Below are 19095 nucleotides of genomic sequence, written 5' to 3'. Positions count from 1 at the left end.
AGGCGATCCTGAGTGCGTTTAGGTCAGGTCGCGTGCATCCACGCCGCTTGCGTAAGCAGGCCGAGAAGTACGAGGAGAATGAGGAATACGGGGCTTTCCAGGCCGACAGGCGCACGAACGGCCGCAACCGCCTTCGCGGTGCGTCCCTTCATCATGTCGCGCGTCATCGTGGCCACGGGTGGCTCCCTGTTCTGACGCCAAGAAACCATAGCCGCCGATCACGCACAACCCCTGTCGCAAAAATTTTGCGCGGAGGGTCGAAAACGATCGCCTGAAGGGTGTTTCTTGCCGGAGATCAACAGGCGCGGCTCTGGAAGCGTAACCGTCCATCACATCATGTTACGTGCGCGGGGTTGAAACCCGTCCGCGACCGCTCCATTGAGACGCGCACCTATATAACGCTCGTCATACCGATCACAGGAGCTTCCCCATGACCGTTCGCGTCGCCATCAATGGTTTTGGCCGCATTGGCCGCCTTGTCCTGCGCTCGATCATCGAACACGGCCGCACGGACATTGAAGTCGTGGCGATCAACGATCTGGGCCCCGTCGAGACCAACGCCCACCTGTTCCGCTACGATTCGGTCCACGGTCGCTTCCCCGGCACGGTGACGACCGGCGAAGACTGGATCGACGTCGGCACCGGCAAGATCAAGGTCACGGCCGAGCGTGATCCGGCCAACCTGCCGCATGCCGAATTGAAGGTGGACATCGCCTTCGAATGCACCGGTATCTTCACCTCCAAGGACAAGGCCAGCGCCCACCTGAAGGCCGGCGCCAAGCGCGTCCTGGTCTCGGCCCCCGCCGATGGCGCCGACAAGACCATCGTCTACAAGGTCAACCATGAGACCCTGACCGCCGACGACATCGTGGTGTCGAACGGTTCGTGCACCACCAACGCCCTGGCGCCGGTGGCCAAGGTGCTGAACGACCTGTTCGGCATCGAGCGCGGCTATATGACGACCATCCACTCCTACACCGGCGACCAGCCGACGCTGGATACGATGCACAAGGATCTGTACCGCGGCCGCGCCGCCGCCCTGTCGATGATCCCGACCTCGACCGGCGCCGCCAAGGCCCTGGGACTGGTCCTGCCTGAGCTGAAGGGCAAGCTGGACGGCTCGTCGATCCGCGTCCCGACCCCGAACGTCTCGGTCGTCGATCTGAAGGTCGTCGCCGGCCGCGACGTGACGGTGGATGAGATCAACGCCGCGCTTCAGGCCGCCGCCGACGGCCCGATGAAGGGCGTCCTGTTCACGACGACCGAGCCGCTGGTTTCGCACGACATGAACCACATCGCCGCCTCCTCCACCGCCGCCCTGCCCCAGACCCAGGTCGTCGACGGCAAGCTGGCGCGCGTGCTCAGCTGGTACGACAACGAATGGGGCTTCGCGACCCGCATGGCCGACACGGCCCTGGTGATGGCGAAGTTCCTCTGATGAAATGGCCTGCGACCACTACACTGGCTATGTCAGCAGTGGTCGCGGGCTGCCTCGACGCGATCGCAGTTGGCGCTCTTTTTTGGTCTGCCCGACTTCCAAAATTTGGTGATCGTGTCGGCAGCATATTCGTCATCCATCCAGTAGCCGCGTCGCCTGAAGTTTTGGTCATGCTTTGCGGGGCAGGCTTGCTGGCCACTCTGGCCTGTGGTGCGCTCGCCTACCGGCTGCGGCAGCAGCTAGGGATTAGGCTGGCGTTTGTTATGCCCCTCGTTTTGATGGCGGCCTCGTTTTCATTGGCCGTGTGGGCCAGCATCTCCTCTCCCCCCTTCTAAAGGCCGATCATGACCTTCCGCACCCTCGACGACGCCAAGGATCTCGCAGGCAAGACAGCCCTAATCCGCGTGGACTTCAACGTCCCGATGGAGGACGGCAAGGTCACGGACGACACCCGGCTGCGGGTCGCGCTGCCGACGATCCAGCGCCTGCGCGACGCCGGCGCCAAGGTCGCCCTGCTGGCCCACTTCGACCGTCCCAAGGGCCAGCGCGTCACGTCGATGAGCCTGAAGCCGGTCGTCCTGCCGTTGGAAGAATTGCTCGGCGCCCCGGTCCGCTTCGCCGACGACTGCATCGGCCCAGACGCCGTGGACGCCATCCGCGACCTGGACGCCGGCGGCGTGGTCCTGCTGGAGAACGTGCGCTTCCACGCGGCGGAAGAGGCCAATGATCCGGTCTTCGCCCAGAAGCTGGCGGACCTGGGCGACCTCTATGTCAACGACGCCTTCTCGGCCGCCCACCGCGCCCACGCCTCGACCGAAGGCATCGCCCACCACCTGCCCGCCTACGCGGGTGAATCCATGCGCCGCGAACTCGATGCGCTCGACGCCGCCCTCGGCAACCCGCAAAAGCCGGTTCTGGGTATCGTCGGCGGGGCCAAGGTCTCGACCAAGCTGGACCTGCTGAAGAACCTGGTCGGCAAGCTGGATCGGCTGGCCATCGGCGGCGGCATGGCCAACACCTTCCTGTTCGCCCAGGGCATCGACATCGGCGGCTCGCTGGCCGAACGCGACATGGCCGACACGGCGCGCGAGATCATGGCTGAGGCCGAGGCGCAGGGCTGCAAACTGCTGCTGCCCGTCGATTTCGTGGTCGCGACGGAGGTCAAGCCCGGCGCCGCCTCCCGCCCCGTCATCGCCGGTGCCGCCCTGTCGGCCGACGACAAGATCCTGGACGCCGGCCCGGCCACCGTCGCCCGACTGCTGGAAGCCCTGACGCTTTCCAAGACCCTCATCTGGAACGGTCCGCTCGGCGTGTTCGAGGTGCCGCCCTTCGACGCCGCCACCGTGACCGTCGCCCGTCATGCGGCCGCCCTTGCCAAGGCCGGTGTGCTGGTCGCGGTAGGCGGCGGCGGCGACACGGTCTCGGCCCTGAACCACGCGGGCGTGTCGGACGACATGACTTTCGTCTCCACCGCCGGCGGCGCCTTCCTGGAATGGATGGAGGGCAAGCCCCTGCCCGGCGTCGAGGCGCTGCGCGTCTGATCGACGGCGATGCATACGGATCACGCGTGCGTCCCGGCCTTCCAATTTCACGCTGAAACGGCTGTAACGCGGCGTGACTTCGTCACGCCTCGCGGCTAGTCTCTCGCCCAATCAAAAAAGACTATTCGGCTCAGGAGACTACCCCATGGCGCGCATAACGCTGCGACAGCTGCTCGACCACGCGGCAGAGAACGACTACGGCCTGCCCGCCTACAACATCAACAATATGGAACAGGGTCTGGCGATCATGGAGGCGGCCCACGAGGTAAACGCCCCCGTCATCATCCAGGCCTCACGCGGCGCCCGCAACTACGCCAACGATATCGTCCTGGCCAAGCTGATCGACGCCCTGGCCGAGCTCTATCCGCACATCCCGGTCTGCATGCACCAGGACCACGGCAACGGCCCGGCGACCTGCGCCACCGCCATCCAGTACGGCTTCACCTCGGTGATGATGGACGGCTCGCTGGAAGAGGACGCCAAGACCCCCGCCTCCTACGACTACAACGTCGATGTCACCCGCCGCGTCACCGAAATGGCCCATGCCTGCGGCGTCTCGGTCGAGGGTGAACTGGGCGTGCTGGGCTCGCTGGAGACCGGCATGGGCGAGGCCGAAGACGGCCACGGCTTCGAGGGCAAGCTGGATCATTCGCAGCTGCTGACCGACCCGGACCAGGCCGTCGATTTCGTCGCCGCCACCAAGGTCGATGCGCTCGCCATCGCCATGGGCACCAGCCACGGCGCCTACAAGTTCTCGCGCCAGCCGGACGGCGAAGTCCTGGCCATGAATGTGATCGAGGAAATCCACCGCCGCCTGCCCAACACCCATTTGGTGATGCACGGCAGTTCTTCTGTGCCTCAGGACCTGCAAGACATCATCAACCAGTACGGCGGCGAAATGCCCCAGACCTGGGGCGTGCCGGTCGAGGAAATCCAGCGCGGCATCAAGCACGGCGTGCGCAAGGTCAACATCGACACCGACAATCGCATGGCCATCACCGGCGCTATTCGTAAAGCGTTGATGGAAAAGCCGGGCGAGTTCGATCCGCGCTACTATCTGAAGCCCGCCAAGGAGGCGATGAAGAAGCTCTGCATGGAGCGCTACATCCAGTTCGGCTGCGAAGGCCAGGCCTCGACGATCCGGCCGCTGTCCACGGCCCATATGGCCAAACGCTACGCCTCAGGCGACCTGGATCCGTCCTTCCGCGGCGCATCCGTCAAGGCCGCCTAAGCCACGTCTAAACCGGGTAGCGGCAACTCAGTTCGCGCCGCACCCGGCGAACGTCCGCCCCTCGCGCAAGCGGCCGGTCGTGCTAGGGAGGCCCAGTGTCCGACCCTGACCTGATAGACGACGACGACCTGTCCCCCGCCTCCGCCCCTGCCGAGGTGCTGGAGGCGCGCATCGACGCGTCCGGCGTCCGCCTGGACAAGGCTCTGGCCGACGCCTTTCCGACCCTGTCGCGCGCCCGGCTGCAGGCCCTGCTGGGCGAGGGCGCCGTCACCCGCGACGGCGCGGTCCTGACCGGCGGGTCGGCCAAGGCCCAGCCCGGCCTGTACGTCGTCGCCCTGCCGCCCGTCGCGCCCGCCACGCCCCAGCCGCAGGCCATCCCCCTGACCGTCCTCTACGAGGACGCCGACCTGATCATCATCGACAAGCCCGCAGGCATGGCCGCCCATCCGGCGCCCGGCACGCCCGACGGCACCCTGGTCAACGCCCTGCTGGCGCATTGCGGAGACAGCCTGTCAGGCATCGGCGGCGTCGCCCGCCCCGGCATCGTCCACCGGCTGGACAAGGACACCTCCGGCGTCATGGTCGCCGCCAAGACCGACCGCGCCCACCAGGGCCTGTCGGCCCTGTTCGCCACCCATGACATCGAGCGCACCTACATCGCCCTGACCCGCGGCGCCCCGTCGCCGTCCCGGGCCCGGATCGTAACCCGCATCGGCCGCTCCAGCGGCGACCGCAAGAAGATGGCAGTGCTCAAGGCCGGCGGACGCGAGGCGATCACCGACTATGTCGTCCAGACGACCTTCGGCGAACCGGCCAAGTCGGGGGGCGCACCGCTTGCCGCCCGCGTCGCCTGCACCCTGCACACCGGCCGCACCCACCAGATCCGCGTTCACCTGTCGGCCAAGGGCTCGCCCATACTCGGCGACGCGACCTATGGCTCGGGCAGTCCGGCCATCCCCGTCCGCGCCGCCATCGCTGAGGCGGAGTTGTCGCGCCAAGCCCTCCACGCCGCCGTCCTGGGCTTCGTCCATCCCGTTACCGGCGAACAGATGCGCTTCGAAACCGCGCCCCCGACTGATATGTTGCGCCTCGAAGCCCTGCTCTCCGACCTGTGAGGCCGCCATGCTCGATCCCGAAATCCACGACAATGCCGAGCTGAAACGCTATGAGCTTCCGGTCGATGGCGAACTGGCGGTCGTCACTTACAACCTCTCGCCGCCCAATCTGATGATCACCGAAACCTTGGTCCCGGAGCGGCTTGAGGGCCAGGGGATCGCCAGTCGCCTGGCCAAACATGTGCTGGCCGACGCCAGGGCGCGAGACCTGCTGATCCTGCCGGTCTGCCCTTTCTTTTCTGCCTATCTGCAGAAACACCCCGAACACGCCGAGGCGGTTCACCCGACCTATCGCGGCATCCTGGGAATCTAGAATCCGGCGCCGAACACCCCGGCCATGGCCATCACGAACAGGCCCACGATCGCGATGGCCGACACGCCCGCGGCGACCGCCCCCACAGCGAGGACGACAATCAAGACCTGTTCGCGCACGCTCTTTTTCATTGTCGCGTTTTAAACTCCCGGCTTGCATCTCGTCCAATACGCACATCTTGAATAGCAACTGACAAAGTTCTATATAGAACTTCGAACGGCGCGAGTGGAGCCAGGGTCACGGTCACGCTTTCGTGTGACGATCCGCCTCTAAAAATGGCGGCAACCCATCGCTACTTCACCGGTTGAGGGGTGAGACTTCGGCGCACGCACCGTGGCCGATGACGAAGAGCCCGCTCGTTTAGACGGTCGGAGGGACCTGTATATGGCTGCCAATAGTACGCTCGCGGTGATGTCGCCTGAACAAGGCCTGTCGCGTTATCTGACGGAAATCCGCAAGTTTCCGATGCTGACCAAGGACGAGGAGTTCATGCTGGCGAAGCGCTGGTCTGAGCACCAGGACGCCGAGAGCGCCCACCGTCTCGTGACCTCGCACCTTCGTCTCGTGGCCAAGATCGCCATGGGGTATCGCGGCTACGGCCTGCCGATCGGCGAAGTGATTTCCGAGGGCAATGTCGGCCTGATGCAGGCCGTCAAGAAGTTCGACCCGGACAAGGGCTTCCGCCTGGCGACCTACGCCATGTGGTGGATCCGCGCCTCGATCCAGGAATACATCCTGCGCAGCTGGTCGCTGGTGAAGATGGGCACCACCGCGGCGCAGAAGAAACTGTTTTTCAACCTGCGTAAGGCCAAGAGCCAGATCTCGGCCTTCGAGGAAGGCGACCTGCATCCCGAACACCTCGCCGCCATCGCCACAAAGTTGGGCGTCAGCGAGGAAGAGGTCACCAACATGAACCGTCGCCTCGGCGGCGACGCCTCGCTGAACGCGCCGCTGCGCGCCGACGGTGAAAGCGAATGGCAGGACTGGCTGGCCGACGACACGGCCGTGTCTCAGGAAACCCAACTCGCCGAAGACGAGGAAAAGGGCATCCGCATGAGCCTCCTGCAAGAGGCCATGGAAGAGTTGACCGACCGCGAGAAGCACATCCTCACGGAACGCCGCCTCAAGGACGACCCCGTCACCCTGGAAGAACTCGCCGGCCAATATGGCGTGTCGCGCGAACGCGTGCGCCAGATCGAGGTCCGCGCCTTCGAGAAGCTGCAAAAGGCCATGCGCGCCGCCGCCGAAGAGCGGAACCTCGTCGACGCCTGATCGAGAATAACCTGTCGCGCTCTATCGGCGCGATAGGCCTCTATCGGTTCAAGACGCCCGCGCCATCGGGACCGCCTGCTCTGCAGCCTTCGCCGCCGCAACCACGGCGCCTATCGGCTGGGCCAGCCCGACCTTGGTCACCTGCCCTCCGGCCAGATAGGCCTGCAGCGTCGCCACGACCATCGCCAGCTTGGCGTCCGCCGTTTTGATCGCTAGCCCGTTCAGCGTTTCCGCCTGCTGCCGAATGGCGCGCGTCGCCTGCGACGGATCCTGATCGAACTGCGCCAGTGCCGAAATCAGGATGCGGATCGCCTGATCCTTTACCTCGGCTGGCCCTCCGCCTGCCGTACCATCGCTGCGCCGCTTGCGCGCACCGGAATATTCGCCCGAGTTGAACCGCCGTCGATCCGGCCCGACATAGCCGACCGCCTCGATCCAGGGCCGGGGCTTCAACGCCACGTTCTCGACCCGCTTGAACAGGTCGCCGGTCGTGAAGGGTTTTCTCAGAAACTCGTGGATGCCGGAATCGCGCGCGCCCTTGATGGCGACGGCCGTCGCCTCGCCCGTCACCATGATGATCGGCGACATGCGGCACGCCATGCTCGACCGGCGTATCCGGCGCGCCAGCGTCTCGCCGTTCAGCGCCTCGCCGGACCGCTCGGTGAAGATCACGCCCGGCTCGACGTCGCGCAGCAGCTCTAGCGCCCGCTCTTCGTCGGTCTCGGCATAGACCTCGCGCGCACCCATCCCCTTCATGATGTCCGTCAGCAGTCGTGCGGACGACAGGTTGGGATCGACGATCACCACCCGCCTGACGGCAGGTTCGATGCGGCTCAAGGTTCTGGCGTTTGCGGCGAACACGTCCGTCTCCGGGTTGCAGCCGTTATCCTTACCGCGGGCTGGTTAAAGCCTGTTGAATCAAGGAAACCACCGCCTCAGCCCTGGAACGGGTCCCGCATCAAAATTGTGTCGTCGCGTTCCGGGCTGGTCGACAGCAGGGCCACCGGCGCGCCGATCAGTTCCTCGATCCGACGCACATATTTGATGGCGTTGGCGTTGATGTCCTTGAAGCTGCGGACCCCGGCGGTGCTTTCGCTCCAGCCTTCCAGCTCCTCGAACACCGGCTCGGCGGCGGCCTGGGCCTTAAGGCTGGACGGCAGATAGTCCAGCACCTCGCCATCGACCTTGTAGCCGACGCAGATCTTCAGCGTCTTCAACCCGTCCAGCACGTCCAGCTTGGTCAAGGCGATGCCGTCGATGCCGTTGATCGCCACCGACTGGCGCACCAGCACAGCATCGAACCAGCCGCAGCGTCGCGCCCGGCCCGTATTCACCCCGACCTCGCGGCCGACAGTCGCCAGATGCTGTCCGACCTCATCATCCAGCTCGCAGGCGAACGGGCCTTCACCGACGCGGGTCGTATAGGCCTTCACGATGCCCAGCACATAGCCGACGCCGCGCGGCCCGATGCCCGATCCGGCGGCCGCCTGGCCCGCCACGGTGTTCGAACTGGTCACGTAAGGGTAGGTGCCGTGATCCACGTCCAGGAAGGCGCCCTGCGCCCCTTCGAACAGCACGCGCTTGCCGTCCTTCTGCGCCTGATCCAGCACCCGCCACGCCGGCTTCACATAGGGCAGGATCTTAGGCGCGATCTCCAGCAGTTGCGCCAGCAGCGCCGCTGGGTCGATCGGCTCCAGCCCCAGGCCCGCGCGCAGCGGATCGTGGTGCGAGCGCAGGCGGTCGATCTTGACCTTCAGATCGTCTTCATTGGCCAGGTCGCACACCCGGATGGCGCGCCGACCGACCTTGTCCTCATAGGCCGGACCGATCCCCCGCCCCGTCGTGCCGATCTTGGCGCCGGGCGCGCTCGCCGCCGCCTCGCGCGCCACGTCCAGCGCGGGGTGGATGGGCAGGATCAGACAGGCGTTGTCCGCGATGGTCAGTATCTCGGGGCTGATCGACACGCCCTGAGCCTGGATCTTCTCGATCTCGCCGACCAGATGCCAGGGGTCCACGACCACGCCGTTGCCGATGATCGACGGCTTGCCCTGAACCACGCCCGACGGCAGCAGGGCCAGCTTGTAGACCTTGCCGTCCACGACCAGCGTATGGCCCGCATTGTGCCCGCCCTGGAACCGCACGACCATGTCGGCGCGGTTGGACAGCCAGTCCACGATCTTGCCCTTGCCCTCGTCGCCCCACTGGGCGCCGACCACCGCTACGTTCGCCAAGGTCCGTACTCCGCCTTAGCGTTCTCCTTGGAGAACGCGTCAAAACCAGCAGGCGCCGCGTCATCGCGGCGATCTGAATGCGGGCGCAGCCTATAGCGGGGGAATCATCCGATGTCGTCCCTCTAATCCTCTCCCGCGCAGCGGGGGAGGGGGACCACGAAGTGGTGGAGGGGGCGAACGCAGACTCTGCCCCATCCCCAGGTCGCAAGAAACCAATCTGAAAGGCCGGGCGCGCTGTCCGCCCCCTCCACCATGCTGCGCATGGTCCCCCTCCCCCGTTACGCTACGCTTCTCGGGTGAGGATCAATTCCGAGACCGCCGTTTCGAACGCCCATTCGAGACACGGCGTCGCCGCGACCACATCCGCCGTCTCGACCGTGCAACCGCACCACAGCCGCAGTCCCGGCGGGGCGTTGCGGTGCGGCTCCATGTCGAACACCGCCGCCTCGTCTTCCAGCAAGGCCTTGAACCGCGTGACGAAGGCCTTCTGCGCCTTGGCGTCCAGCGCGGCGATCCGCGCGTCGGTGAACTTCAGGCAGACCGACGTCGTCGATCGGATCTCCGGCCGATCCGGCAGGAAGGCGATCCAGTCGGTCTTGTCGACCCATGCCTCCAACGCCGCATAGTTGGCGTCCGTCCGACGGATCAGCTCCGTCAAGCCGCCAACGCCCTTCGCCCAGTCCAGGGCGTCGATCCAGTCCTCGATGGTCAGGATCGAGAAGGTGTTGATCGCGACCCCGTCCGCCAGCGCCCGGTCGAACCGACCGTTACCGTTCGTCAGCCGCAGCAGCTTGGGAATGGCCCGATCCGGCCGATACCCATCCAGCCGCGCCACCGCACGCGGGGACAGCACCATCACGCCGATGCCCGCCTCGCCGCCCAGCGCCTTCTGGAAACTGAAGGTCACCACATCCAGTTTGTCCCACGGCAGGGGCATGGCGAAGGCGGCCGAGGTCGCGTCGCAGATCGCCAGCCCCTCGCGGTCGTCGTCGATCCAGTCGGCGTCCGGCACACGCACGCCCGAGGTCGTGCCGTTCCACGGAAACACCACGTCCTTGGACCAGTCGGCCCGGCTCAGGTCCGGCAGCTCGCCCCACGGCGCCGTCAGGGCCTCGGGCTCCAGCCCCAGATGATCCTTCACGTCGGTCAGCCAGGTCAGGCCGAAGTTCTCGAACGCCACGACCTGCACCGGCCGCTGCCCCAGCATCCCCCACAGCGCCGCCTCGACCGCGCCCGTGTCCGACCCCGGCGTATAGAGCATCACATGGCTCTCGGGGACTTCCAGCACCTCGCGCGTCAACCGCAGGCCATGCGCAAACCGCTCCACGACCTCCGGCGCGCGGATGCCGCGTCCCAGCAGATCGGACGGCAGGCCCGCCAGGCTGTAGCCCGGCCGTTTCGCCGTCGGCCCCGCCGAAAACCACGGCCGCGCCGGCTTCACATCAGGCTTCGAAGTCATGCTCTTTCCCCTTGGCGCTACCGCGCTTCGCGCTGCTTGAGCGCGCTCAACGTCCCGGCGTATAGGGCCGCTTGGCCCGCCATTCCTCAGCGAACCGGGTCAGGGCCTCGTCCGGCTCGTCCGGCAGCGTCACCACCAGCCGCGCCAGCAGATCCCCGCGCTTGCCCGCCGCATAGGCCCCGCGCGCCTTCAGCCGCAGGATCTTGCCCGAGTTCGACCCCGCCGGGATCGTCATCTGCACCACGCCCTCGGGCGTCGGCACCCGCACCTTGGCGCCCAGCACCGCGTCGGGAACCGACACCGGCAAGTCCATCGTCAGGTCCGCCCCGTCGCGCTTGTAGATCGGATGCGCCTCGATCTTCAGCTCGATCAGGGCGTCGCCGTTCTCGGCCCCGCGCCCCGGCGACCCCTGTCCACGCAGGCGGATGGTCTGGCCCTCCGACGCCCCCTTGGGAATGGTCACGTCCAGCGTGCGGCCGTCCGAGAACTGGATCCGTCGCGTCGCCCCCGCGATGGCGTCTTCCAAACTGATGTCCAGCGTCGCCTTCACGTCCTGCCCGCGCGAGGTGAAGTCGCGGGCGCCACGCTGACGTCCGCCCCCGCCGAACATGCCGAACAGGTCGTCCAGATCGACGCCCTCGAAGTTGCCGCGACCTCCGGGTCCGCCAGCCCCCGCAAAGCCGCCACCCTGACCGAACGGACTGCCGCCCGCGCGACCGCCCCCGCCGAAGCCGCGATATTGTTCGTTGCCGTCGTTGTCGATCTGGCCGGCGTCGTATTTGGCGCGCTTCTCGGCGTCGCCCAGGATGTCGAAGGCCGCCGTCACCCGCTTGAACTTGTCCTCGGTGATCTTGTCGCCAGGGTTCTTGTCGGGGTGCAGTTCCTTGGCGAGCTTGCGATACGCCTTCTTGACCTCGTCCGCGCTCGCGCCCTTCGAAACGCCCAGTTCCTTGTAGGGGTCGCCTGCCACGTGCGTTGTCGCTCCAACTGAAAAACCGAGAGGCCGTCAGTTAAGCCATGCCCCGCCCCACGCAAAGGGCCGGACCCGTCATTTGCTCAGATCAGCCCGATTTCCGCTTCCACACCCCAGCCGAAGCCCTCGCCCCACTGCGCCACGGCGATCCGCGCCGTCGCCGTCACGCCATCGGGAAAGTCCGCCGCCAGGGCGGCCGCCGGATAGAAGGCGGACAAACTCTCCGTCTCCGTCGTCCGAACCCCGACCCCGCCGTCCAGCACCCGCACACGGAACCGAATCGGATCGACCGCCGCAGGCTCCCCGTCCCAGCCGTCGCCGAACAGCCGCACACGCGGCGTCCACCGGATCGTCAGCCCGTCCCCATCCGCAGCGACCGCCAGTCCACACGGCGACCACGGTCGGTCATGCATGCCCCTCGACTGAAACACCGTCTCGGTGAACCCCGCCTCGCCCGGCGCCGCCCCGGCCGGTCCCGCGCGACAGACCAGAGGCAGGCCACGCTCCCCCCGCCCGATCTCCGCCCGCGCCAGCCGGTCGTCCAGGAACACCACGACCGATCCCGCCCCGGCTCCGGCCCGCATCTCGACCTCGGTCCCCTGCTGTCCGCGCAACAGACCCTCCAGCCGCCACGTCCCCGGCCCGACCAGCACCGCCGACCGATACTGCACCACCTCCCAGCCCGCCGCCGTCTCGACCGCCAGCGCATTGCCGCCGCCCAGCACCGCCGTCTCGACCGCGCTCTCGGGCGCCGCCCCCTCGACCCGCACCACGACCGCATGGACCTCGTCCCAGCGATGCCGCACGCCTGGCCCCAACGCCTCGACCAGCACCCCGACCGTCGCCGGCGTTTCCACATCCGCACGCGGCGTCAGCGTCTCGGCCGACGCCCCCGCATGCAGCCGCATCGTCCGCCAGGGCTCGGCCGCAACGGCCACGACCGGCCGCCCATCCTCCTCGCGCCCCATCAGGGGCGGCAGATCCATCACCCTCACGAAGGGCGCCCCGACCACCGCCGGCGTCTCGCCCCCGCGCCAGACGCCATCGTCCTCGACGACCCGCCGCGAGGCTACCGGCTCCAGCACCGCCGACGGCGTCTCATCCGCCGTCGTCCGCGTCACCCGCCAGTCGCCCGCGACGCCGTCCAGCCGCACCCCATCCCCCGGCTCCAGCCGCAAGGCCTCCAGCGGCCCCAGCGCCAGGGTCTTGACCTCCACGCCCTCCCCGGCCAGCGCCCGCTCCGCCGCCGCCCTGGCCAACCCGCCACCGCACACCAGCGGCAAGTCCAGATCGACCCCGCCGCCCGTCGCCGCTCCATCGTCCGACCGCACCACCACAGCTCCGGTCTGATAGTCCGCCGTCTCGTCGATGAACCGCACCCGCGCCTCGCCCGCCCGCGCCTCCAGCGTCCGCGTCGTCGCCTCCGCAGCGCCACTGTCAGGCAAGGCCAGCGCCTCGCCCGCGATCTCGACCACCGTCTCCACACGCCCCAGCACAGCCACCCGTCCGTCACGCTCCGCCGCCACGGCGTCGAACGCCGCCAGCAGCGGCTCCAGCGCATCGCGCGTCCGCATCGGCCGATCGATCACATAGCCGGCCGCCGCCCCCTCGACGCCCTCGACCGCCATCTCCTGCGGCGTCAGCCCGCCCCGCGCCAGCACCGCCTCGATCAGGTCGCGCCCGTCCCCCGCCAACCTTCCGTTCAGCCAGTGCCCGGCCCGCCACGCCCCGGCGTCCGCCCAGACATCCCCCCTTGCCGGAAACGCCGGATACGGCCGCGCATCCCAGCACCAGGCGTCCGCCCCCTCCAGCATCCGCCCGCCATAGACCGCCGAAACCGGATTGTTCGCAGAGTCCACATAGTGCCCCAGCACCGCCTCCAGCGCCCCTCGCTGCACCGCATCGTCGCGTGCGCCGGTCGATCCCGGCGGCAGATGGCTCTCGCTGCTCTTGGGGTCCTGGAACAGGTTCGGCGCATTGCCGCCACGGTCCACCGCCGCACAGCCGAACTCCGACAACCGCACCGGTTTCATCCCCGGAACCCAGGCCGTCGGCGTCGCGCTCCGCACCCCGCCCGGCCGGTCATGGTGCAGGTTCGACCACCAGCCCTTCAGGTCCTTGGGCCGGAACACCCAGTCCTCGCCATACGCCCCATCGACGATGGGCGTGCGCACCTGCGCCGCCCGATCCGCCTCGTCCGCATAGAACCAGTCGAACCCGTCCCCACCCGCGACGCCTGCCGCCAGATAGGCCGGGTCCGCCGCCCCGCCGAACGACGCCGCATCCACCCCGCCATCGCCCGCACGCCAGTCGCTCAGCGGCTGATACCAGTCGATCGACACATGATCGATATTCGCATCGGCCCACAGCGGATCGAGGTGAAACACCACCTCCCCGCCCGTCTGCCGCCCGAAATATTCGCTCCAGTCCGCCGCATAGGACAGGGCCACGCCCGGCCCCACCACCGCCCGACATTCCCCCGCCAGCGCCCGGAATTGTTCGACCGCCGGAAAGCCCCCGGCCGCATCCCGCGTCCAGGTCACGCCCCGCATCTCCGACCCGATCAACAGGCCGTCCGCGCCCTCCTCGGCCGCGATCCACGCATAGTGCAGCGCCATCCGACGCAGACCCCAATCGCCCGCCCCGCCGAACAGAGTCGCGATCTCGCCCGTCGCCCCCGCGCCATCCATGCCCGCCACACGCCCCCGCCACGGATAGCCGGCGCAGTCCATGAAGACGAACGGATACAGGGTCACCTCCAGCCCCCGCGACTTCAGCTCGCGGATCGCCTGCCGCACGCTCTCGTCCGACGGCGTCCCGCCATAGGCCGGCGCCCCGTCCAACCGACTGACCTCATAGGCGTCTTCGCGCGCCACCCCCGCCACGGACCAAGCCATCGGCTCGGTCGGCTTGTCGCGCCGCTCCACCCCCGGCCGCACACGGCATTCCCCAGCCCTCAAATCGCTGCCGAACCACCCCACAACCAGACTGACCCGCTTCAGGTTCGGCAGTTGCGCCTGCAACTGATCCAGCGATGCGATCAGATCCGCCCGACCCTCGCCATTGTGCACATTCTCCACCGTCGTCCGCGTCAAACCCTCGCGCCGCACCACCGCCTCGGTCGCCAGGGCGAACTCCCCCGCGCCGGGGATCAGGCAGACGCCTTCCAACAAATCCTCCAGCCGCGCCGCCTGCCCGCGCGGTCGCCGGAACACCTCGAAACTCAGCTGCGGAACCCGGTCCCCGAACGGCCCCAACGGCAGATCCTCGAACACCACATAGGCCGTGCCGCGATAGGCGGGCGCCGCCCCCTCCACCGCCTCGATCAATGGATCCGGCGTCTGCGCCTCGCCCCCGCGATACACCCGCATCGCCACGCCGTTCAGGTCCATCAGCCGCCCGTCGGCCCAGACCCGGCCGATCCCGTCGATCTCCCCCTCGCACAAAGCCACGGCGAAGCTCAGCGAATAGACATAGTCGATCGTCTTCGGCCCGCCCTTGCCCGCCCGTCCCTTGGCCTTGTCCTCCAGGAACCGCGCCGCCCAGATCACCTGCCCCGTCACCCGCGCCCGCCCGAACACACAGGCCATCGGCGCCCCTTCCGCCGTCCCCTGCACCTTCAGGGCCTCCAGCCTCGGCCCCACCTGCCGCGCCGGCGACAGCGACCCGACCACCCGATTGTCGATCGTCCGCCCGATCGTCGCCCCGATCACCCGTCCGACCGGCCCTCCGATCGACTGCCCCACCGCGCTCAGTACGACTTGCGCCATCTATGCCTCCTCAAATCGTCTCCCTCCCCCGCGGGGGAGGGGGGCCGCGCAGCGGCCGGGTGGGGGCGGCCCAGCAAGGCCGCACGGACCGAGCGTGTATCGCCTTGCCCGCCCCACCCGGTCTCGCCTACGGCTCGCCCTGCCCTCCCCGGTCGGGGAGGGAGATATTCAATCCGGAAACCGGAACACCGCCGCCAAACGCCTACGCCACCACGTCCCCATCCAGCTTTCCACCACCGCCCGTCCCCAATAGGCGTGGATCATCCTCGGCTCCGGCCCGCCGCAGTCGCTCAGGATGGCGCAGTGTTTCACCGCCGCCCCCGGCGACATCCGGAACAACAGCACGTCCCCCGCCCGCATCGCCTGGACCGGAACCGGCCTCAGCCACCGCCCCGCCGCCTCCATCAGAGTCTTTTGCCCGCCGACCTCGGCCCAGTCCGGCGAATAGGCCGGCAGCCCCTCCGGCTCCGCCCCGACCACCTCGCGCCACACCCCGCGCACCAGCCCCAGACAATCCGCGCCCACGCCCTTCACGCTGGCCTGATGCCGATAAGGCGTGCCGAGCCAGGACCAGGCCGAAGCGACGATCGCCGCCGCACACGCTTCTCCCTCCCCCTGCGGGGGAGGGGCGTCGAGCCGGAGTCGAGACTGGGTGGGAAGGGCCAGGCGACCCGCTCTTGCTCCCCCTGCCGTCCCCACCCCGTCATCGCTGCGCGCTGACGACCCTCCCCGTTCCGGGGAGGGAGAAATCATCGCCCCGCCCCTCACCGCCGGCTCCCGCCGTCGTTCCGCGCGCTCCCCGCCGGATATGCCGTCAGGAAGTCATCCCCCGGCACATCCGGGAACCCGCGAAAGTTCGCCCCATTCCCGAACGTCCCGACGCAGGTCTCCCACCGCTTGTCGCAGACCCGCCCCTGCGCATCCGCGACCCCGCACCGCTGGTCCCCCAGCCGCGCATCGCACATCCGCCCATAGGTCCGCCCGACCACCCGCTCCAGCTTCGCCAACGGCCCCTCAAGCTCGGCGACAAACCCACCCCCTTCGCGCCGAATCTTCGCCAGCGTCCCCGCCCACAACCGCACCCTCAAATCCGGCCGCGCCCAGTCCACCCGCCACAACTCGACCGTCGCGGCATCGAACAGACCCGCCGCCACATCCGCTTCACTGATGGCCTCGTCATCCAGCGCCCCCGCCGCCGAGACCGATCCCGCCGCTAGCCCCACGGCGCTCTCGCCCGCCCCCGCCGTCCAGCCGCTCGCGGCCCGACAGACTGCGCCGTCCACCACCAGGTCCCGGTCGTGATCGGTGAACCCCATCACCACTCCATCGGCCCGCTTCAGCCGCCAGACATGACACAGCGTCGCCGCCCCGCTCTCGATGCGGGCGGCCATGTCTTCCGGTATGTTTCTCATGTTCGCTTTCGCTCAGTGGTCAGTGGCGGGTGGCGAGTGGCGAGTGGCGAGTGGCGAGTGGCGAGTGGCGAGTGGCGAGTAAGTAGGCTGGACATTCGATCCGACGATCAAGTCCCGGTGCTCCTGCATCCCGAACCTCCTCGCCACTCGCCACTCGCCACTCGGCTTCAGACCCGAACCTCGATCAGCGGCACGGCCGCCATCCGCCCGGCCTCGAAACTCTCCAGCGTCGTCTCGATCCGGTCGCTGTCGAACCGCACGGGCGTGTCAAACGCGAACCCCGCCGTCACCACGGCGCCCGCCGCCGGCGCGCTCGCCAGAGTCATCACCGCCGTCGCCTCATCCACGGTGAAATCCGCGACCTCGACGCCCCCGACCGCCACGCGCACCGACCCCGCGACCGGCTTTGAGATCGGCCGCTCCACATCGCCGTATCGCTTGACCAGGCCGAACGCCGTCCGCACCCCGTCCCCGACGCCCAGCACCTGATCCTCCGCCGAGACCGTCCCACCCGGCGCGCACGACTTGAAGTCGGCGAAGTCCTTGAACCGAAACCCGTACAGCCGCCCTCGCCGCGCCTCGAAGAAGGCGACCAGCTCGGCCATGTCGTCCAGCGATCTCAGATTGGCCCCGATCAGATACCGCCTGCGCCCCAGCGCCCAGGGCGTCGACCGCCGCTCGAACCCCGACGCCAGGGTCGTGATCTCCGTCCGACGCTCCACCCCGCCGGTCGAACCGAACGCCAGCCGCGCGGGCAGGCGCACCTCGTGAAAGGCGCCCATGATCACTCTCCTGTTGTGCAAGGCCGCCCGCCCGGTCCAAACCTTGGCGGCGGCGCTTCGGGCCGCGCCTTTTCGAGGGGCACGGCCTTGCGCGGCGAAATTCTCAGCTACGATCCCCTGACCGGCGAAGGCCTGATCAGCGGCGACGATCTTCAGCGCTACGCCTTCACCTCGACCACGGCCGGTCTCGAACCCGGTCGTCGCGTCGATTTCGTTGTCGAGGAAGATCGCGCCCTCAGCCTGATGGTGCTGCGCGACGGCCCCCTGCCCACGGCTGTCTATGCGCCGGAACCCGACCTCGGCCTGTGGGGCTATTTCGTCCGCTGCGTCACCGACCTTTACGTCGATGGGAACGGCCGCGCTCGACGCAAGGAATACTGGTCTTTCGCCTTGTTCCAGTTCCTGATCCTGATGCTCGCCTTCATGCCGATCATCGGCCTGGCCATCGCCGACGCCGAGACCGGCTATGACATGGAGGCCTGGGGCGTCGCCTGGATCTGCATCGTCGTTCTGATCTACTTCGCGCTCACCATTCCCTATGTCGCCGTCGCCATCCGCCGCTTTCACGATGTCGGCCTCAGCGGCTGGCTGATCCTGATCGGCCTCGTTCCCTACGTCGGCGGCCTGTTCGTGTTCATCGTCAGCCTCCTGCCCTCGCAGCCGGCCGTGAATGTTCACGGCGCGCCGCCGAAGGACACGGGCCAAATCGCTATTTGAGAGAAATTCTCAGGAACCGTTCGCCAAGCTTGACCTTTCAGTCTTGTCCGGCGCACGTCGTCCGGCGAAGTTCGCAAACTGCCGCTCGGCGGCGACAACCCAGGAGACCTCCGTGCGCGGTGAAATTCTCAGCTACGACGCCACGACCGGCGCCGGCCTGATCAGCGGCGACGACGGCGCCCGTTACGACTTCACCTCGGCCGCGCTTCAGTCGCCGGCCGTTCCCGCCGCCGGCGTTCGCATCGACTTCGTGCCCGAAGGCGCCGTCGCCACCCAGATCCTGATCCTCGCCGGCGCGGCGACCACCACCGGCGTCGCCGGCGGTTACGCCGCTTCGGCCGCCTCGGCCGCCGTCGGCGCGCCCGGCTCGGGCTTCGACTTCCAGTCCGCCATGCTGTCGTTCAATGGCCGCCTGCGCCGTTCGCACTTCTGGATCGGTTTCCTGATCATCTTCGGCGCCAGCCTGGTGCTGGGTTGGATTCCCTTCCTGGGCGGGCTGATCTCTCTGGCCCTGATCTGGCCCAACCTCGCCATTTCGGTGAAGCGCCTTCATGACATGGGCAAGACCGGCTGGCTTGTCGCCATTCCCTGGGCGATCTCCACGATACTGGTCATCACCGGCTTCGTGATGATGTTCGCCGGCATCGCCGCCAGCGGCATGGACGAGAGCTATTACGAGGATAACCCGATGGCGGCGCTGTCCATCATGGGTCCGGCCTTCGGCGCCTTCACCATCGCCACGCTCGTCAACTTGGCCTTCCTGCTTTGGATCGGCATCACGGACAGCCAGAAGGGTGAAAACCGCTTCGGCCCGAACCCCAAGGGCGAATAGGCCTCATCG

General features: G+C 67.9%; 18 protein-coding genes. 8 read left to right on the top strand and 10 right to left on the bottom strand.

Annotated elements, in window-relative coordinates; genetic code table 11:
* Positions 1–23 precede the first annotated feature (23 nt).
* Entirely contained in the window at positions 24–176 is a 153-nt protein-coding gene (locus ACP693_RS05955) for a hypothetical protein (protein ID WP_346494971.1), read from the bottom strand.
* Positions 177–430: 254 nt separating this feature from the next.
* On the opposite strand from ACP693_RS05955, the gene gap reads away from it, so the two are divergent.
* From gap to ACP693_RS05930, 5 genes are all read left to right on the top strand, one after another.
* Positions 431–1438 (top strand): type I glyceraldehyde-3-phosphate dehydrogenase, encoded by a 1008-nt coding sequence (gap, locus tag ACP693_RS05950; RefSeq protein ID WP_426018182.1) that lies wholly within the window; start codon positions 431–433, stop codon positions 1436–1438.
* A 344-nt stretch (positions 1439–1782) separates the two neighbouring features.
* A complete protein-coding gene (locus ACP693_RS05945) occupies positions 1783–2979 on the top strand; it encodes a phosphoglycerate kinase (protein ID WP_426018184.1) in 1197 nt (398 codons plus the stop codon).
* Positions 2980–3124: 145 nt separating this feature from the next.
* Complete coding sequence (fba, locus tag ACP693_RS05940) at positions 3125–4210, top strand: class II fructose-bisphosphate aldolase (protein ID WP_426018186.1); 1086 nt, start codon at positions 3125–3127, stop codon at positions 4208–4210.
* 95 nt (positions 4211–4305) lie between these two features.
* Positions 4306–5325 carry an RluA family pseudouridine synthase gene (locus ACP693_RS05935; protein ID WP_426018188.1) on the top strand — a complete coding sequence of 340 codons (1020 nt, stop codon included), beginning with the start codon at positions 4306–4308 and terminating at the stop codon, positions 5323–5325.
* A gap of 7 nt (positions 5326–5332) precedes the next feature.
* Positions 5333–5638 (top strand): GNAT family N-acetyltransferase, encoded by a 306-nt coding sequence (locus ACP693_RS05930; protein ID WP_426018189.1) that lies wholly within the window; start codon positions 5333–5335, stop codon positions 5636–5638.
* Here ACP693_RS05930 and ACP693_RS05925 read toward each other — a convergent pair.
* Entirely contained in the window at positions 5635–5769 is a 135-nt protein-coding gene (locus ACP693_RS05925) for a hypothetical protein (RefSeq protein ID WP_426018191.1), read from the bottom strand. The two genes, ACP693_RS05930 and ACP693_RS05925, sit on opposite strands and share 4 nt — an antisense overlap.
* Positions 5770–6022: 253 nt before the next feature.
* On the opposite strand from ACP693_RS05925, the gene rpoH reads away from it, so the two are divergent.
* Positions 6023–6910 (top strand): RNA polymerase sigma factor RpoH, encoded by an 888-nt coding sequence (gene rpoH, locus ACP693_RS05920; RefSeq protein ID WP_135193456.1) that lies wholly within the window; start codon positions 6023–6025, stop codon positions 6908–6910.
* A 48-nt stretch (positions 6911–6958) separates the two neighbouring features.
* Here rpoH and ACP693_RS05915 read toward each other — a convergent pair whose 3' ends face one another.
* The 8 genes from ACP693_RS05915 to ACP693_RS05880 all read right to left on the bottom strand — a co-directional run bounded on the left by ACP693_RS05915 (position 6959) and on the right by ACP693_RS05880 (position 17537).
* Positions 6959–7771 (bottom strand): response regulator, encoded by an 813-nt coding sequence (locus ACP693_RS05915; RefSeq protein WP_426018193.1) that lies wholly within the window; start codon positions 7769–7771, stop codon positions 6959–6961.
* Between the two features lie 74 nt (positions 7772–7845).
* On the bottom strand, positions 7846–9141 hold the full coding sequence (locus ACP693_RS05910) for an adenylosuccinate synthase (protein ID WP_426018194.1): 1296 nt from the start codon (positions 9139–9141) through the stop codon (positions 7846–7848).
* A gap of 283 nt (positions 9142–9424) precedes the next feature.
* Positions 9425–10600 (bottom strand): phosphoserine transaminase, encoded by a 1176-nt coding sequence (locus tag ACP693_RS05905; protein WP_426018195.1) that lies wholly within the window; start codon positions 10598–10600, stop codon positions 9425–9427.
* A 46-nt stretch (positions 10601–10646) separates the two neighbouring features.
* The gene (locus tag ACP693_RS05900; protein WP_426018197.1) at positions 10647–11570 is read right to left on the bottom strand and encodes a DnaJ C-terminal domain-containing protein; all 924 of its coding nucleotides are present in this window, start codon (positions 11568–11570) and stop codon (positions 10647–10649) included.
* Between the two features lie 86 nt (positions 11571–11656).
* The gene (locus ACP693_RS05895) at positions 11657–15343 is read right to left on the bottom strand and encodes a baseplate multidomain protein megatron (protein ID WP_426018199.1); all 3687 of its coding nucleotides are present in this window, start codon (positions 15341–15343) and stop codon (positions 11657–11659) included.
* A gap of 168 nt (positions 15344–15511) precedes the next feature.
* Complete coding sequence (locus ACP693_RS05890) at positions 15512–16096, bottom strand: NlpC/P60 family protein (protein ID WP_426050115.1); 585 nt, start codon at positions 16094–16096, stop codon at positions 15512–15514.
* A gap of 11 nt (positions 16097–16107) precedes the next feature.
* Complete coding sequence (locus ACP693_RS05885; RefSeq protein ID WP_426018201.1) at positions 16108–16755, bottom strand: baseplate hub protein; 648 nt, start codon at positions 16753–16755, stop codon at positions 16108–16110.
* 167 nt (positions 16756–16922) lie between these two features.
* Positions 16923–17537, bottom strand: coding sequence for a phage distal tail protein, Rcc01695 family (locus ACP693_RS05880; RefSeq protein ID WP_426018204.1), 615 nt, complete (start codon positions 17535–17537; stop codon positions 16923–16925).
* 87 nt (positions 17538–17624) lie between these two features.
* Here ACP693_RS05880 and ACP693_RS05875 point away from each other — a divergent pair, with 87 nt between their 5' ends.
* Together ACP693_RS05875 and ACP693_RS05870 are read left to right on the top strand one after the other, a co-directional pair.
* The gene (locus tag ACP693_RS05875; protein WP_426018205.1) at positions 17625–18254 is read left to right on the top strand and encodes a DUF805 domain-containing protein; all 630 of its coding nucleotides are present in this window, start codon (positions 17625–17627) and stop codon (positions 18252–18254) included.
* Between the two features lie 112 nt (positions 18255–18366).
* On the top strand, positions 18367–19086 hold the full coding sequence (locus ACP693_RS05870) for a DUF805 domain-containing protein (RefSeq protein ID WP_426018207.1): 720 nt from the start codon (positions 18367–18369) through the stop codon (positions 19084–19086).
* Positions 19087–19095 lie beyond the last annotated feature (9 nt).

It is taken from the genome of Brevundimonas sp. TWP1-3 (assembly GCF_049896085.1).
Classification (GTDB): domain Bacteria; phylum Pseudomonadota; class Alphaproteobacteria; order Caulobacterales; family Caulobacteraceae; genus Brevundimonas.
The sequence above is the reverse complement of the archived record's forward strand: the minus strand, read 5'-3'. Positions and strand labels throughout refer to the sequence as shown.